Below are 14,189 nucleotides of genomic sequence, written 5' to 3'. Positions count from 1 at the left end.
GCGCGGCTCAGACGCCGTGGGCCTGCCGTTCGATCTCGAGCAGGCCGCGCATGGTCTTGCGGATGTCGGGATCCTCGCTGTCCTGATGCTCGAGCGCATAGCCGTGCCACAACGGATCGCCGAGTGCGTGCAGGCAAAGCGCCTTCAGATCCGGGCGGTCGTTCTCATGCAACCCGTTGACGAGATGCAGTGCATCCTGCGGGCGGCCGCGCCGGATCGCGATGGCGACCGGAAATATCACCTGGGACCGGGCGGCGGGATGCGCGACGCACAGCCGTTCCAGCAAACTCTCGGCTTCGTCGAAGCGATCCTCCATGATGCTGTCGATCAACGCACGTCCCAGCCGGGACACCTCTTCATGGTCGGGTTGCATGAGCGTCCTTTTCAGGGAATTGAATCGTTCAGGAAGACGAATCCTTGCTGGCGGAAGGCTGAGGTTCCAGCGCCTTCAGACCGCCCCCCAGCAGGCTATGAATCAGCGCGTCGACCGGCGACGAGCCGCCGCCTCCTTCCTGGCCACCGATCCCGCCGATGGCTCCGATCACTTTCGATCCGATTTCTGCAATTGCGCCCATGTGACTCTCCTGATTCCAGTGTGATGCCTGATTGATGCGAACTCTGGCGGTATCTCGCTCTGCCAGATCGCAATGAAAAGACTAGGGCCCGGCGACATGCCGGGCACCCGCGGATCCGAAACGGCGTATGGCAAAGCGAACGTGTGCAGGCGCGTTGCCGGTGCGACTGGCTTCCCCGCGGGTCCGGTCAGAAATCGGCCTTCTGGTTCAGGTCGCCGACGCTCATGGTGAACTGCGACGGCGAGAAGACCGCGTTGCCGCCGGGGCCCTTCTTCGGGGCGAATTCGTCGGGAACGCCGAGCATGTTTCGGCCGCCCGTCATGAGCCGTTCGATTTCCTTTCCCGCACCGGAGTTGAACGAGAGCTGGCGGGTCTGCGGATCGTAACGGCCGACGGAATTGCCGCTGCCGTTGAACAGATTCCCGTTCTGGTCCATCTTGAGGTGCAGTGCCTCCCCGCCGGCCGGCGAATTGAATTTGACGTCGCGCAGCCCCTGCCCCTGGCTTTGCCCGAAGTCGTCGCCCGGTACCTCGCTCCCGTAGTCGCCACCGGTCTGGAAGTTGTTCCCGTTCATGGCGCCGTCACGCTGCGGCATCCCGTTCCCGTAGTTGCCGCCCATGCTGTCGTCGACGCCGCCCGTGTTGCCGTCTGCGCCGCCGTTCATGCCGAGCATGTCGGTGATCAGTTTCTCGATGTCCTGTTTCAGCTTCCGCAGGAGCCCGATACCCCCCATGTTCCCGCCATTGGACATGCCTTGCGGCGACTGGGTCGATGAACAGCCGAAGAGTGAGCTCAGACAACCTGAAGTAATGTCGTTCATGTGTTTGCTCCCGGTGAAAAGTGTGGATCGCCAAGACGGATCGGGCGCGCGCTCGCGTACGGTCCGATCCACCGTCAGACTATGGGCAGGCATCCGCGAACCGGATGAGCGGTGCGAAGCCGCGTCACGCGAACCGAATCGGCCAGCCTTCCGGCGACGCGCCCGGCGGCGCCCGACGACGTATCGACGTGCGCGCTGCGTGACCGGCGCCCCGTCGCGACGCGCAGCGCAACCGTTCATCGCCGCGCAACATTCGTCGCCCCATTCAGCGCTTCGCGCACGCCGGAGGGCGCGCCCGCGGCATCGCCGACAATCCCGTTGCCGTCATGGCTGCGCGATCGGCGCATCGACGCGCCCCGTTCGTCCGCCGGATCCGGCTGCGACGCTCACTACGTCTTCGGAGCACACCTCATGTCGAACCCGCAAATCGTGTCGAATATCCTGCTGACGATGTTTTCCTGGGGCGTGCGCTGCGGTTCGCGTGCCGAGCTCGAGGAGATGCTGCCGGCGTTGCGCGTGCTGCACCCGCACGGCACGACCGGCGACATCTGCGAAGCGCGGCTCGAGATCGGCTCGTCGAACTGGCTCGCAGCGTCGCAAGTGCTGCGGCAGATCGACGAGCGCGGCGACGGCGGGCCGATTTCCTGGGCATTGCAGAGCTGGTGCCTGTACATGCTCGGCGATATCGAATGGCAACGGTGCGCCCGCGCGGTGCTGGCGAACGGCCACCCGACCGCGATCGCGATCGTCGACCGCTTTCTCGCAGCGGCGAGCGACGATCAGCCGGCCGGCTACCGGAGCACCGACGCGTACACCCGGGTGATGGAAGCGCTGAGCTCGAACCGCGTGCAGGCCGCCTGATTCACGGCAGGCACGAACCGAATGTTCCCGCACCCGTCCTCACGCTTCATCGAATCGCGAGCAACACGCATGCTGGCGTCGGCGATCGCGCTGGTCACGCTCGCGGCCTGCGCGTCTGCCCCGGTCCTGCCGGCCGATGACGATCTGCCGGCCATGCTGCGGGCCGGCCCGGCCCAGCATCTCGACCAGGTGCTGACCGCACGCGGCCAGACCGTTTATGAATGCCGTCGCGACGGCGCGGTGCGCCTGTGGGCGCGTGAAGGCGATCTCGCGACGCTGGTCGACCGGCAGCGCCAGAGCGTCGGCACCGTCGCACCGGGCGGCTACTTCACGGCCTACGACAGCAGCTACGTCGTCGTCCGCACGGACGCGGTCGCGCAGGTCACGGCCGGCACCCCCGTCTGGACACGCTACGTCGCGCGTCACCGGCCGGGCAGCGCGACGCGCACCGGGCGCTTCACGCGTACGTCGATCATCCAGCAGGTCGACACCCGCGGCGGCCTGCCGTCGGATGCGCTGTGCGATCGCGAAGGCAGCACGCTGCTGGTGCCCTATGGGGCGACCTATCTGATCTACAGCGCATCCGCCGTCGCCACATCGAATGCGCCGGCGCGATCCGGTCGCATTGGCGCGATGCCGCCGCCGTGGCATGCGCCCGCTGGACCGGCAAACGGGACGGTACCGATTCCAGACCACTGACCAATCCTCAATCAAAGTCACCCGTGACTTTACGGCCTGTAAGATTTCTCGGAAGTCCTTGCGGCACAAGGCCCGCACGGCCGATTCGTCTGACATTTTGTTCGTCAATCGAGCAATTGACCAAATATTGGGTGTTGCTAAAAACCGGGAATCGTCGCGCAATATCGCCCAATACGACCCAATTGTTCCGATCGTTTTTTCAAGAAACGCACGGCTTCCGTCCTCGCCGCGTCATTCTGGCGGTCATTTAACAAAATGTTACGCATCTAGCGAGGGCCTCCCCCTACCTTTCGTGGGCCGGGACGGACGCGGTCGTACCCTCCCGGGCATCCAAGTAAAAGAGAGAGATGTCTTCGCGAGGTGCCCATTGAAACTGGCAATCTATACCCACGATTCGGCGTTGTTTCATCTGATTCAAACCTGCCTGGTCGGCGATAACGTGATCTGCACGCGCTATCGCGAGGACGTCGATCTGGCGCGTGCGTTGCATCGGGAGGAGTTCAGCGCGATCGTGTTCGACGCGTCTGCGGGCATGGACGCGTCCCATCCGGTCCTGGCACGGCGTGCGTGTTTCGGCGACCGGCGCGCGCCGCTGATCGCGATCGGCGATTTCTTCGCGCACGACCGGGCGATCGCCGCGTTGAGCGCAGGCGCCGACGACATCGTGCTGAAGCCGGTCGACCCGCGCGAGCTGCGCCTGCGCGTCCTGCTCGCGGTGCATCGATTCACCGGCGGCCCCGCGGAATCCGGCAAGCCTCAACCGGCCGGCGACGAGATCGGCATGGGCATCTACCGGTTGAGCCGCCGCAACGGCAGCGTGGAAATGAACGGCAAGGGCGTACGCCTGACCACCCGCGAATTTGCGATCGCGTGGGTGCTGTTCTCGCAGCAGGGCAACTACGTGACACGGCGCGCGATCGCCGCGACCGTGTGGGGCAGTTCCGAGGAAATCGTCGGACGCACGCTCGAGCAGCACATCTACAAGCTGCGCAAGAAGCTGCTGCTCGACGGCGCATGCGGCATCGTCCTGCGAACGATGTACGCGCACGGCTACCGGATCGAGCGGGTCGTCGAGCGGGTCATGGAACAGGTCGTCGAGCCGGCCAAGGCGCGGTTGCTCCGTACGCCCGCGGCCTCGCCGTCCCGGCTGCTGACGAGCGATAGCGAGGCCGCGTGCAATACCTAGGCGGCGGGCGGCGTCAGCATGGCCAGACGCTGGCGGGCGGCGTCGATGCCGGCGGGGTCGATGTTCGACTCGATCTTGTCGAGCGAATCGTTCAACAGGGTGCCGACCGCCTGCCGGTCGTCCGGCGCCAGCCGGCTCGATGCATCGACGATCGCATTGAATGGAGACTGCCAGTCGCCGCCCTCCGACGCCATCAGGAAGAGCTTCGAATGGTTCGCGAGCCGTTCGACGATCGGCTTGAGTTGGGCCGGCGCCATGCCGTCGGTACTGTTCGCGAGCGTGATCGTGTTCGTTCGTGCATCGCGAAGCGAGTCGGCGCTCACCGGATCGGGACTTCGGAAAGTGGCCTCGGTCAGCGCGATCAGGATGCGGCTCCGGTGCTCCGGCGGGAAAGCGCGCGCCGCGGCGAGAGCGCGATCGAAAACGGCTTGCTGGGCGCCTCTCGGCAAAGCGTTCACGATGGACGCTGCCGCGTAGTACACACCAGCCTCTGCAAGCTCGGGCGGCCGCATCTGGCTGAAACCCGCGATGTATTGCCCGAATTGCGCCGCAAGTTGTTCCGGCGGCATGCCGGCGCGTTGTTCCGGCGGCATGTCGACGATGTGCTTCAGGGCCACGTACATTCGCTCGCCGATCACGAAGAACAGCGGCTGCCGTTCGCCCGCGTGCGACTGACGGATGGCCGGCTTCCCCTCCCCGACCAATTCCGCGGCGACGCGCGAAGTCAACCGGTGCAGGCCCGCAAGATCCGACGTGTCGTCAATCTCCTTCCGCAACGAAGCGAATGCCCGGACTTCGCCGCCCAACCGCTCATGCAGTGTGCGCGCGGTTCGCGACAATCTGGACAGGTCCGCCATCGGCAACTGGCCGGCAATCGCCTGGTGGATCTCGGCCGGCAGACCGGCAAGGTTCGCCTTGTACCTGGTCAGGCCGCCAAGCGGCCCGTGCGGCGACGCATGGGTTGCGCCGCCGGACTTCACACGCTGATCGGCCTCGCTCCCGTCGTCAACCTGTGACGGGAGAATCGGCGGCAAAGACTTCGAATCGACAGAGGTCGGCATGGCTGGGAATCAACACGGCGGTTGGCATACCGGATTGGATCATGCAGGGAGCAAGCCGACGCGGCAGCACGCGAGCGAATGTCCCGGATCGCGCAATCGCGGGGCGGCAGCGCGTGCCGCCCCGCCCGGCGCCGGCCGTCAGAACTCGATCAGCCGCGGCGACAGCAGCACCAGCCGTTCCATGTGACTGTGCTGGTTCTCGCGATAGCGGAACAGGCCGCCGAGCAGCGGGATCTTCGACAGCACCGGAATGCCGCTCTCGCCGTTCGACGTATTGTCCACGCGATAGCCGGCGATCAGCAGGCTTTCTCCCTGCGACACGACCGCCTCGGTGTTGATCGTGCTGGTCGTGATGACCGGAATGTTGTCGACCTTCTGCGGTGTCGTCATGCCGTCCTCGACGTGGACCTGCAGCTTGATCTGGGTCTTCCCGTCCTCGTCGACGACCATCGGCAGCACGCGCAGCGACGTGCCCGTCGAGATCGCATACAGGTCGCCCGACGTATACCCCTGCACGCGGACATAGAAGCGCTTCTTGTTGTCCATCACGGCTTCGACGTTGTCCAGCGTCGCGACCTTCGGGCTGGCATCGATCTTCGCGAGATTGCTGTCCTCGAGCGCGTTGACGCGCGCCATCAGGTAACGCCCGGCGTCGCCGAGCACGGCGGTCAGCGACAGGCCGGCCGGTGTCGCGTTCAGCAGCGTGCCGCCACTCGAATCGGTGCCGGTGAAGACGGGGTTCAACTGCCCGTTCGCATAGCTGTTGGCCGAGGTCGAGCCGGTGCCGGTCTGGATGTCGATGTGGCTGTTGTGCGCACGCCAGTCGACACCGAGCTGCCGCAGCGCCGTATCGTCGATCTCGATGATGTGCGCTTCGATCTCGACCAGCCGCCGCCGCACGTCGAGCTGATCGATCAGCGGCCGATACTGACCGATCCGCTGCGGCAGGTCGCGGATCAACACGGAGTTCGTGCGCGGATCGGCCTTGATCACCGGCAGCATGCCGGCGCCGGCCGGCACCGCGCCCGTGCCGCCGCCGGCGTTCGCATAACCGCCGTCCGCCGTGCGGCCCTGCGCCGGCGACTGCGCACCGAACTGCGGTGCACTGCCCGCTCCGCGGCCGAAGAAGGCCGGCAACGGCGGGTTGACCCCGCCGCCGCCGGCGCCGCTGAACGGCGAGCCGCCGCCGGTACCGCCTGCCGCGTCGGTCATCGGCGTCTGGCGTTCCATGCCGGGCGTCATCGCGCTCGCGCCGAGCCCCGGGTTCCCGTTCGCATCGTCCCCGCCCGCGTGATACATGTCGGCCAGCACGCGCGCGACGCCCGGCACCGTGACGGTCTTGCCGTCGATCACGACGTCGTGGTCGGCCGCCCAGCCGTGTTTCAGCGGGAAGATCCGCACTTCGGTGCCAACCCGCCGGTTCGCGTTCTGATCGAGGCGCGACGCGAGATTGTCGACCAGCGCGACGTACTGGCTCGGGCCGGTGACCAGCGCCGCGCCCATCGACGGGTCGTAGACCACCGGGAAACGCTTGTTCTCGAGCCCCATCTGCGCGAGCGTCGAACGCAGCTCCCGCGTGCCGGCGAAGTCGAGATGAATCACGCGGCGCGTCACGTCGCTGGCGCTGCTGATCGACAGCACGCTGCCGTCATAGAACCAGACGAAGCCGAACGTCGATGCCAACGTGTCGAGAAAGCGCCGCGGCGACATGTCGAAGCGTCCCGATACCGCGCCATGCACGTCGCCGGCCACCGACGCGACGACCCCCTGGCTCGCTGCGAAATCCCGCAGCACGTCTTTCAGGTCCTTGCCTTCCACCTGGATATGCACGGCCGACGTGCGGAACGGCACGTCGGCCGCCATCGCGGGGCGCGCGCCATCGCCGATGGCGAGCGAAAGGACCAGGCACAGCTTGAGGCTGGCGGCGAAGCGCCGTCCCCACGGATTGCGACGCGAAGTGACTGTCATGTGGATTGCCGTCTGATTTGAAGGTGATCGGGCCCGCACGGATGGCATGGCCTCGGTGGATTCAGCGCTTGAGCGTGTCCGACGGCGCTTCGTCGAACTGGCGCCGGTACCCGTTGACCAGCGTCGACCGGCTTTGCACCCCCCAACGCGCTGCGGCAAACAATACGCTCGGCGTGCCGAGCACGGTGTCGCTTTCGAGTTCCGCGCGAATCCGCTCCATGCGCTTCTGACGGATGATTTCGGTCGGCGTCGAGCCGAGGCTGTTCTTGAACGCGCTCTGCAACGCACGCTCGGTCACGCCGATCTCGGCCGCCACCTCGCGCACCGACAGATCGCTGCGTTCGAGGTTTTCCATCAGGTAGCGATAGGCGCGCCGGTACTTCGCCGGCAATCGCGCGCCGACATCGTCGAGCTGCTCGGCGACGCGCTTCGCCCGATGCGCGAACGGCGCGAGCACCGCCGACGCGTCGCGCAGGCACTGCATCGCGACGAGGGCATAACGGCTGTACAGCTGCGCGGCATCGGCGTCGCGCCCCTGCGCGGCGCGCGTCTTCGCGAGGCAGTACAGCGACTCCAGTTTCCAGCGGCCTTGCGCGGCGCGCCGGTCGGCGGCGAGCGGCGCAAGCATGGTTTCCGCGAGCTGTGGCGCACCGCCGGCGAGGCTCGCAAACGCGATCTCGATCCGCACCGCGTACTGATACGCATAGAGGCCGTTCGCCATCGCCCAGTTCAGATGCGCAACCGCGGCCGGCGACGCTTCGCGCTGCCCGGCGGCAAGACGCTGCAGGTGATCCAGGTAATCGATCCGGCTGCGCAGCAACGGCGAGCGCACGCGAGCGGCGAGCGCTGAAAACGGCCCGGCATCGGGCACGTGCGTGCGCTTCCCGGCTGCCGGCCGCGCCGCCAGGCCCGACTGCCAGAACACGTGATCGGAAAGCTGCGCCGCGGTGCGCAGCGCATTCTGCACGCCGAGGTCGTAACGCAGCGTATCGATCAGCTCGCGCCACACCGGCAGCTGCGGCAACGCGGCTCGACCGCTCGCGGTCTGCTCATCGAGCATGACCTCGAGTTCGACGAGCAGCCCTTCGGCCTCGTGCAACTGCCCCAGTTCGAGCAGCACGCACAGTGCGCCGAAGCGCCCTTCCATCGACTGGCGCGGTTCGAGCCTCGGATCGTCGACGATCGACATGAAGCACGACATCGCGGTGCCGAGCCGGTGACGGAAAAACGCCTGCCAGCCAGCATTGCGGCACGATGCGATGCGCAGGTCGCGGCGGGACGAGCGGATCATCTTCTGCGCTTCCCGGTACGAATCCTCCGCATCCTCGTCGATGCCGAGCATGGTTTGCAGATCGGCCTGGATCTGCATGCAGCCCGATGCGCCGGTCTCGTCGTGATCGCATTGCTCGGCGCAGCGGCTCGTGTACGACATCGTCTCCGCGATCCTGCCGTCGAGCAGCATGTCGAGATGGTCGGGCTGCGCGTCGTGACAGGCGAGCACCGAGACAAGCGGAAAATAGAGGCTTGAAAACATATCGGACTCCATATCGGTTTATCGTGAGCATCGACCTGAAGCGATGATCGACACCCGCCGCCGGCGTGCCGCGCGCGCCCGTTCATGCGGGACGTCGTGCAGCGTGCCAGCGCCATGGAAGTAATGTAGACGAGGAAGATTTGTTGAACATTCAACAAACCTAACGCCGCGATCCGATTTGAGGAGTGTTGAAATTCCGGCGCGTTGCGGAGGATCTATCGGGCAGCCTGGCCTGCTCCGTGCGCGACGGCGCGCATCTGGCTGGCGAACAGGCGCAGATCGAGCTGATCGTGGATCTGGTTGACGAAAATGCCGCAGAACAGCGCGAGTATCAGCACCGCGACCGCGCCCTTGATCGGCTGGCTGAGCGCGCTGAGCTCGAGCTTTTGCGCGGACTTGGATGCCAGGTTGGCGCCCAGGTCGATCAGCACCATCACGAACACCATCGGCGCGGCGAGCTTGGCGATCATCTGCATCAGCGTATCCGTCTGGTGCATCGCGAACATCTCGAGGAAATTCATGTCGACGGGCGTCTGCGCGGCTACCGGCCACCAGCGGTACGACTCGTACAACGCCTGCAACAGGAATTCCATGCCGCCGAGCGACCAGAAGGCAACGATCGCGACCTGACTGAGCAGCGTGCCCGACGGCGTCGATTTTTCCGAGCGCATCGGGTTGGTCAGCTGCGCGTTGTTGTAGCCGCTGAGGTTGTCGAGATAGGTGCCGGCGGCGTCCGCGACCCAGAACACCGTCGCGGCGGCAAACCCGAGCACGGTGCCGATCAGCGCTTCGCGCACGGCGACCACGATCAGCCCCGTGCCGGCGAGCGATCCGGCGAACCCGGCCGGCTGCGCAACGGCGACGTAGAGGCTGAAGATCAGCGCGACGCCGTTGCGCAACGGCCCCTGCAGGATGCCGTCGGCGGTCGGCGGAAACAGCGTCAGGATCACGAGCAGACGGATCGAGCACACGCCCAGCACCGTCAGGTCCTGGACCAGTTGCGGGCCGATCTGCAGAAACTGGTCGTTCATGCGCGGCCGCGGCGCGCCAGCGCCAGTTCTTCCGCCGCTTCGTCCTCGGCGTCGAGCTCGATCCGGTCGAGCGACCGTTCGAGCTGCGTCGTGCGCGTGCGGCACAGGTCGATGCGGCCGCGGTTCTGCGCGATCGCGCGGCGGGCCTGCGCGACCTGTTCGTCCTTCGCGGCCATCGCGTCGCGATGCGTGTCGAGTTCCGCCTGCGTGGCCCGCGCCTGCGTTTCGATGACTTCGAGGTAGCGGCGGCAGCCGTCGAAATCGTCGATCGCGAACGGCGCCGTGCCGGTCATCATGCCGGCGATCCGCGCGCGCTGCTGCGCGGCGATCGCGTCGAGTTCCGCGAGGCGGGCCATCGTGCGCTCGACGCGCGCCTGCAGTTCCGCGTGCTCGCGCCGGTGTGCGTCGAGCGCGCCGCGCAGCTCGGGCTCCATGCGCTCGCGACGCGCGCCCGCGCGCTTGAGCGCGGCGATCCGGCGCGAGATCGTGCGCATCAGTACGCGCCGCCGGCGCGGGGCTGCGCGAGCTGCATCATCGCCATTTCCGTATCGGCGGGGTCCGCATAGTGATCCGTGGGCTGCGACAGGAACGCATGGATCGCGTCGATCTTCGCAATGGCTTCGTCGGACAGCGGATTCGAGCCGGGCTGGTATTCGCCGACCTGCAACAGCATCTCGACGTCGCGGTACCGGGCCATCAATTCGCGCAGCCGGGTCGACGCCGCGAGATAGCCGGGCGCGACGACTTGCGGCATCACGCGCGACAGGCTGCCCAGCACGTCGATGGCCGGATAGCGGTTCTTCGCCGCGATTTCGCGCGACAGGATCAGGTGGCCGTCGAGCACGCCGCGCACTTCCTCGGCGATCGGGTCGCTGCCCGTCTCGTCTTCCGCGAGCACCGTGTACAGCGCGGTGATCGAGCCGGTTTCGCCCATGCCGGCGCGTTCGAGCAGGCGCGGCAGCTCGGCGAAGATCGACGGCGGAAAGCCGCGCCGCGCGGGCGGCTCGCCGGCGGCGAGACCGATTTCGCGACCGGCGCGCGCGAACCGCGTCAACGAGTCCATCATCAGCAACACGCGCTTGCCCTCGTCGCGAAAATGCTCGGCGATCGCGGTCGCGACATAGGCGGCTTTCGCGCGCTCGATGGACGAGCGGTCGGACGTTGCGCAGACCACCACCGAGCGCGCCATGCCGTGCGGGCCGAGAATCAGCTCGACGAACTCGCGGACTTCGCGCCCGCGTTCGCCGATCAGCGCGATCACGTTGATGTCGCACTGCGCGCCGCGCGCGAGCATGCCGAGCAGCGTGCTCTTGCCGACGCCCGCCGGCGCGAAGATGCCGATCCGCTGGCCTTCCGCGAAGGTCGTCATCGCGTCGATCACGCGTACGCCGGTCGGCATCGTGTCCTCGATCATGCGGCGCGTCATCGGGCTCGGCGGATCCGCGAAGATCGGCCGCGCCGGCGCGTCGTCCATGCCGAGCGGGCCGAGCCCGTCGATCGGCTCGCCGAGACTGTCGATCACGCGCCCGAGCAGGCCGTCGCCCACTTTGACGGAAAGCGGCCGGCCGAGCCCCACGACGCGCGTCGATCGCGAGATTTGCGCGAGCCGCGCGAACGGCGACACGAGCGCATGGTCGCGCGTGAAGCCGATCACTTCGCCGTGCTGCAGCAGCGCGCCGTCCGGCGTGCGCAGTTCGCACAGCTCGCCGAGCTGCAGGTCGAGGCCCGCGACCTTGATGAGCGTGCCGATCACCTCCGTGATCTTGCCGCTTTGATGCACGCGCACGCTCGCGCGCAGTTCCCGCTCGATCGCATCGGTCAGGTCGCGCAGCCGCGTGTCCCGCACGGGGGCGATGCGCTTGCCGGCGGTGTGAGCCGTCGCCTCTTCGGGCAGGTCGGTCAGCGCCATGTGCCCGCCTCTTCCGCTTGCGCGCCGGCGCTCGCGGCCGGCGCCGGATCGTCCGCGCCGCCCGTTGCCGGGATACCGACCGGGTCCGGCATTGCGCCGTCGCCATCGCCGTTGCCGTTGCCGTTGCCGTTGCCGTTGCCGTCGTCGTACGCGGCAACTGGCTCGTCACCGGTAGGGCCGCCGGCGTCCTGCACGGATGCCTTCAGCGCCCGGGCGATGGCCGCGCGCATCGTCCGCAACTGGGTCGACACGCTTGCGTCGATCAGGCCGACGTCGGATTCGCACAGACAACTGCCGCGTGCGAGCCGCCGATCCGCGGCCACGGTGACCGGCAATGGCCGCCCGAGTTCGCGCCAGCGGCTCGCGAGCCCGTCGAACGCGGCACGCGCATCGTCGAGATCGTCCGGATGAACCGCGATGTGCAGACAGGTCGAGCCTTCGACGATCCGGTCGACGGCCGACAGCGCCCGCTCGAACAGCGCGCTCGCGCCTTCGCTGCGCACGATCTGCTCAACCGCGACGGCGACGATCTCGGCCATGCGGGCGCGCATCCGCTCCTGCGCCGCCCGCGCGTCGCTGCCTGCCTGGGCGACGTTGACGAGCCAGTCCGCCGCGCCGCGCGCGGTTCCTTCCTCGAAACCGCGCTGCGCGGCCGATGCGAACTCCGCGCGTGCGGCGTCCCGCAACGCGTCCGCGTCGGCACGGCCGGCCGCGACGATGCGCCGGGCCTCTTCGCGCGCGGCATCCAGCTCGGCGCGCGCATCCTCGCCGGCCTGCCGGTAGGCCGTTTCGATGTCGACCAGCGTGCCGAACGTTTCACGCGGCAGGATGTCGCCCTGCGCACCGAACCGCGGGTACGACTCTTCCGCTGACGGATCGGCCTGTCGCGGCTTGCTCAGCCAGATAACCATGCGTACTCCGGCAACAGATGAGGGAGTTCGGCAAACAGCGCGTCGGTGCCGTGCCGGTCGAGGTCGGCCGGAATCCGGTCGACCCAGTGAGGGGACGCGCCCGCGGCGCGCAACGCGTGGGCGTCGGCCGGCAGTGCGAGACGCAGCAACGGGCACGGCGAATGCGCATGACCCAGGTCGCGCCGGATCAGCGCATGCCCTTCCAGCGCGAGCGCATCGCCATCGACTGCCGTGACGGGCGGAACCGGCACGCGCCCGGCCATCTGTTCGATGTCGGGAATCGCGTGCCGTTTGCCCGGCTGCTCGGCGATCAGCCGGTCGAGCGCGAGTCCCGACCATTCGGCGACGCGCGCACGCATGCGCTTGTCGACGATCCGCCGGATCTCGCCGCGCCGGAACCGCAGCGCGCGAATGCGCAACACGCGCAAGCCGGTCGCCGGCGGCAACGCGTCGACGCGCAGCGCGCCCGGACCGACGACGGCCCGGATGTCCGGCAGCGGCAGCCCGACGCAGCGCAGCAGCGCCAGCGAACAGGCATCGACGCGCATACGCAGGCGGATCGCCGCGCCGCTGCCCGCATCCGCTGAGCCGTCGGGCGCGGCCAACGCGCGCGCCAACCCATCGGCCGCGGCCGCGTCGATACCGAGCGCACCGGCCAGCCACGACGGATGCGCCCATTGCAGCGCGCTCCGCGCGTTGCGCTGCCACGCCGCCAGCGCGGCCGCGGCCATTCGATACGAGAGATCGGTCATCGCATTCATCGACAAGACAGGATCACGACCGGGCACGCCCCGTCGCGCACGGCGGCCGGCACGTCACGGTCACGCCTGCGAACCGCGCTTGCGGCGCAGCGACGCGAAGCCGGCGATCCGGTCGCCCAGCACGTCGGCGGCCGGCTTGAGCCGCTGCTTCAGCACGCGGTGCCGCATGGCCGCCGCCGCGCCGCCGATCGCCAGCAGCAGCACGGCGCCGCCCGCAGCGAGCCAGCGCAGCGGATGCGCCTGCGCAGGCGTCGCGGCCGCGATTTCCACCGGCTCGGCCGCGACTGCGGTCACGCTCACCTGGTCGTACGACAGCCCTTCGACGCTGTGCACCACGAGGTTCTTGATCTGCGGCACGAGCGCGTCGATATCGGATTCCGGCCGGTACTTGATGAACACCGCCGCCGATGACGGTTTCACCTGCTGGGCCAGCGGATCGTTGTTCGGCAGCACGATCTGCACGCGCGCGAACATCACGCCGTCGATGTGCGACAACGTGGCCGACAGCTCCTGCGACAACCCGTAGATGAAGCGCACGCGCTCCTCGGTCGGCGTGGACACCAGGCCTTCCTTCTTGAACAGGTTGCCGAGATCGTCGAACTTGCTGCGCGGCAGGCCGCGCATCCTGAGGATCTGCATCGCGCGCACCATGTCGCTGCTTTCGACCTGCAGCACGTAGGTCTTGCCGCCGTCCGCGCTCGCCTTGTCCGCGCTCACGCCGCGCTCCAGCAGCGCGACCGCCATCTCGTTGACGTCCTGCTCGCTGAGGTTCGCGTACAGCTCCTTCTTGCACGACGCCAGCAGCGCGCAGCCGGCCACCATCAGGGCAATGCCGGCCCGCCGCGCCGCGTCGCGCTTCCATCCTGTCCGGCG

Annotated in this window: 15 protein-coding genes; 3 read left to right on the top strand and 12 right to left on the bottom strand. The window is 67.8% G+C overall.

The genetic code is table 11. The annotated features are described in order from the left end of the window. Nucleotides 1-7 precede the first annotated feature (7 nt). The 3 genes from ACWMMN_RS34380 to ACWMMN_RS34370 form a co-directional block, all read right to left on the bottom strand. Nucleotides 8-373: an HrpB1 family type III secretion system apparatus protein gene (locus ACWMMN_RS34380; RefSeq protein WP_059241476.1), complete on the bottom strand. Its 366-nt coding sequence runs from the start codon at nucleotides 371-373 to the stop codon at nucleotides 8-10. A 28-nt stretch (nucleotides 374-401) separates the two neighbouring features. Next, nucleotides 402-575: a hypothetical protein gene (locus ACWMMN_RS34375; RefSeq protein ID WP_155627329.1), complete on the bottom strand. Its 174-nt coding sequence runs from the start codon at nucleotides 573-575 to the stop codon at nucleotides 402-404. A 187-nt stretch (nucleotides 576-762) separates the two neighbouring features. Next, a complete protein-coding gene (locus ACWMMN_RS34370) occupies nucleotides 763-1,395 on the bottom strand; it encodes a hypothetical protein (protein ID WP_155627328.1) in 633 nt (210 codons plus the stop codon). Nucleotides 1,396-1,806: 411 nt separating this feature from the next. On the opposite strand from ACWMMN_RS34370, the gene ACWMMN_RS34365 reads away from it, so the two are divergent. The 3 genes from ACWMMN_RS34365 (at nucleotide 1,807) to ACWMMN_RS34355 (ending at nucleotide 4,141) form a co-directional block, all read left to right on the top strand. Beyond that, on the top strand, nucleotides 1,807-2,256 hold the full coding sequence (locus tag ACWMMN_RS34365) for an HrpB1 family type III secretion system apparatus protein (RefSeq protein ID WP_081052154.1): 450 nt from the start codon (nucleotides 1,807-1,809) through the stop codon (nucleotides 2,254-2,256). Nucleotides 2,257-2,325: 69 nt separating this feature from the next. Then, nucleotides 2,326-2,955 carry a DUF3455 domain-containing protein gene (locus ACWMMN_RS34360; protein ID WP_174992403.1) on the top strand — a complete coding sequence of 210 codons (630 nt, stop codon included), beginning with the start codon at nucleotides 2,326-2,328 and terminating at the stop codon, nucleotides 2,953-2,955. A gap of 400 nt (nucleotides 2,956-3,355) precedes the next feature. Beyond that, the gene (locus tag ACWMMN_RS34355) at nucleotides 3,356-4,141 is read left to right on the top strand and encodes a response regulator transcription factor (protein ID WP_226196035.1); all 786 of its coding nucleotides are present in this window, start codon (nucleotides 3,356-3,358) and stop codon (nucleotides 4,139-4,141) included. Here ACWMMN_RS34355 and ACWMMN_RS34350 read toward each other — a convergent pair. From ACWMMN_RS34350 to sctJ, 9 genes are all read right to left on the bottom strand, one after another. Then, a complete protein-coding gene (locus tag ACWMMN_RS34350; RefSeq protein ID WP_486424443.1) occupies nucleotides 4,138-5,202 on the bottom strand; it encodes a hypothetical protein in 1,065 nt (354 codons plus the stop codon). The two genes, ACWMMN_RS34355 and ACWMMN_RS34350, sit on opposite strands and share 4 nt — an antisense overlap. A gap of 138 nt (nucleotides 5,203-5,340) precedes the next feature. Beyond that, nucleotides 5,341-7,170 (bottom strand): type III secretion system outer membrane ring subunit SctC, encoded by a 1,830-nt coding sequence (gene sctC / locus ACWMMN_RS34345; protein ID WP_486424442.1) that lies wholly within the window; start codon nucleotides 7,168-7,170, stop codon nucleotides 5,341-5,343. Nucleotides 7,171-7,231: 61 nt separating this feature from the next. Then, on the bottom strand, nucleotides 7,232-8,704 hold the full coding sequence (locus ACWMMN_RS34340; protein ID WP_486424441.1) for a helix-turn-helix transcriptional regulator: 1,473 nt from the start codon (nucleotides 8,702-8,704) through the stop codon (nucleotides 7,232-7,234). A 215-nt stretch (nucleotides 8,705-8,919) separates the two neighbouring features. After that, nucleotides 8,920-9,735: a type III secretion system export apparatus subunit SctT gene (gene sctT / locus ACWMMN_RS34335; protein WP_486424440.1), complete on the bottom strand. Its 816-nt coding sequence runs from the start codon at nucleotides 9,733-9,735 to the stop codon at nucleotides 8,920-8,922. Further along, a complete protein-coding gene (locus ACWMMN_RS34330; protein WP_059241464.1) occupies nucleotides 9,732-10,229 on the bottom strand; it encodes a hypothetical protein in 498 nt (165 codons plus the stop codon). The genes sctT and ACWMMN_RS34330 overlap by 4 nt, the downstream gene beginning before the upstream one ends. Next, nucleotides 10,229-11,644: a type III secretion system ATPase SctN gene (gene sctN / locus ACWMMN_RS34325; RefSeq protein ID WP_081052098.1), complete on the bottom strand. Its 1,416-nt coding sequence runs from the start codon at nucleotides 11,642-11,644 to the stop codon at nucleotides 10,229-10,231. Before sctN ends, ACWMMN_RS34330 begins: the two co-directional genes overlap by 1 nt. After that, nucleotides 11,635-12,555, bottom strand: a complete 921-nt coding sequence (gene sctL, locus ACWMMN_RS34320; RefSeq protein WP_486424439.1) for a type III secretion system stator protein SctL — start codon at nucleotides 12,553-12,555, stop codon at nucleotides 11,635-11,637. Before sctL ends, sctN begins: the two co-directional genes overlap by 10 nt. After that, nucleotides 12,540-13,307, bottom strand: coding sequence for a type III secretion protein HrpB4 (locus ACWMMN_RS34315; protein ID WP_174992395.1), 768 nt, complete (start codon nucleotides 13,305-13,307; stop codon nucleotides 12,540-12,542). Before ACWMMN_RS34315 ends, sctL begins: the two co-directional genes overlap by 16 nt. 69 nt (nucleotides 13,308-13,376) lie before the next feature. After that, on the bottom strand, nucleotides 13,377-14,138 hold the full coding sequence (gene sctJ / locus ACWMMN_RS34310) for a type III secretion system inner membrane ring lipoprotein SctJ (RefSeq protein ID WP_155627374.1): 762 nt from the start codon (nucleotides 14,136-14,138) through the stop codon (nucleotides 13,377-13,379). Nucleotides 14,139-14,189: the final 51 nt, after the last annotated feature.

The sequence above is a fragment of the Burkholderia cepacia complex sp. TUM26381 genome (genome assembly GCF_057439935.1).
This window is presented reverse-complemented; position numbering and strand designations above follow the sequence as displayed.

Bases quoted from the DNA above. Each gene is read 5' to 3' on its own strand.
- ACWMMN_RS34380 (WP_059241476.1), bottom strand. From the start codon at position 373: ATGCAACCCGACCATGAAGAGGTGTCCCGGCTGGGACGTGCGTTGATC.
- ACWMMN_RS34375 (WP_155627329.1), bottom strand. From the start codon at position 575: ATGGGCGCAATTGCAGAAATCGGATCGAAAGTGATCGGAGCCATCGGC.
- ACWMMN_RS34370 (WP_155627328.1), bottom strand. From the start codon at position 1,395: ATGAACGACATTACTTCAGGTTGTCTGAGCTCACTCTTCGGCTGTTCA.
- ACWMMN_RS34365 (WP_081052154.1), top strand. From the start codon at position 1,807: ATGTCGAACCCGCAAATCGTGTCGAATATCCTGCTGACGATGTTTTCC.
- ACWMMN_RS34360 (WP_174992403.1), top strand. From the start codon at position 2,326: ATGCTGGCGTCGGCGATCGCGCTGGTCACGCTCGCGGCCTGCGCGTCT.
- ACWMMN_RS34350 (WP_486424443.1), bottom strand. From the start codon at position 5,202: ATGCCGACCTCTGTCGATTCGAAGTCTTTGCCGCCGATTCTCCCGTCA.
- sctC (WP_486424442.1), bottom strand. From the start codon at position 7,170: ATGACAGTCACTTCGCGTCGCAATCCGTGGGGACGGCGCTTCGCCGCC.
- ACWMMN_RS34340 (WP_486424441.1), bottom strand. From the start codon at position 8,704: ATGTTTTCAAGCCTCTATTTTCCGCTTGTCTCGGTGCTCGCCTGTCAC.
- sctT (WP_486424440.1), bottom strand. From the start codon at position 9,735: ATGAACGACCAGTTTCTGCAGATCGGCCCGCAACTGGTCCAGGACCTG.
- ACWMMN_RS34330 (WP_059241464.1), bottom strand. From the start codon at position 10,229: ATGCGCACGATCTCGCGCCGGATCGCCGCGCTCAAGCGCGCGGGCGCG.
- sctN (WP_081052098.1), bottom strand. From the start codon at position 11,644: ATGGCGCTGACCGACCTGCCCGAAGAGGCGACGGCTCACACCGCCGGC.
- sctL (WP_486424439.1), bottom strand. From the start codon at position 12,555: ATGGTTATCTGGCTGAGCAAGCCGCGACAGGCCGATCCGTCAGCGGAA.
- ACWMMN_RS34315 (WP_174992395.1), bottom strand. From the start codon at position 13,307: ATGACCGATCTCTCGTATCGAATGGCCGCGGCCGCGCTGGCGGCGTGG.
- sctJ (WP_155627374.1), bottom strand. From the start codon at position 14,138: ATGGTGGCCGGCTGCGCGCTGCTGGCGTCGTGCAAGAAGGAGCTGTAC.